Source organism: Dellaglioa sp. CoH-57-MRSF-19 (assembly GCF_056781975.1).
Window position 1 is genome coordinate 1 of the sequence record NZ_JBXAXW010000078.1, and the last position, 599, is coordinate 599.

The 599-nt window shown below is 52.3% G+C and carries 2 protein-coding genes; both read left to right on the forward strand.

Annotated elements, in window-relative coordinates; translation table 11 throughout:
• The coding region (locus AC1RO3_RS08295) for a hypothetical protein (RefSeq protein ID WP_289867165.1) at window positions 1-385 on the forward strand (385 nt) is incomplete at its 5' end.
• Window positions 386-397: 12 nt separating this feature from the next.
• On the forward strand, window positions 398-599 hold a 202-nt coding region (locus tag AC1RO3_RS08300; RefSeq protein WP_481763973.1), incomplete at its 3' end, for a hypothetical protein.

Sequence of the window (599 nt, forward strand, 5' to 3'; positions counted from 1 at the left end):
GACCAACACGTCGCAGAACTCGAATGATGGAGCCAACAATACGGTACCGGCAGATGCCACGGTAAACCCGAGCATGGGTACTGCTGCCTACTGGAACACGAAGCTGAAGAACCGCATCTCGATCAAGATTGGCAACTATCTGTTCTTCGACTCAGTGGTTATCACGCGAGTCTCTATAACGGCGGCCTCGAACTTCGATGCACAGACTGGTCTGCCGCACCACTGCCGCGTGCTGGTTGAATTCAAGCCTCTGTTCATGCTCACACAGCAAGACCTAGATACGCTATTCATCAACCCGAGCGCGTCCACACCGCTGTCGTGTGATGCTACGTACTCGTTGCCGGGCGTGGCTAGTGCGGCTAAGAATCTGTTTAGCTCATTCTAAGGAGCGCTAATTATGCCAATGGAAGGATACTCCGGAGACCTTAACTGGAGCAGGTTTACACCCGTGGACAATACCGGTTCGAACTACAACATGTTCAAATCCGGATTCAAGAACGTGCGCTTCAACGTTCCTAATCAGTCGCGTTACCAGTTGAGCATGTTGGACATGGCCAATCTTCCGGGGCTGGCCTACAAGTTCTACGGAGACACAAGCT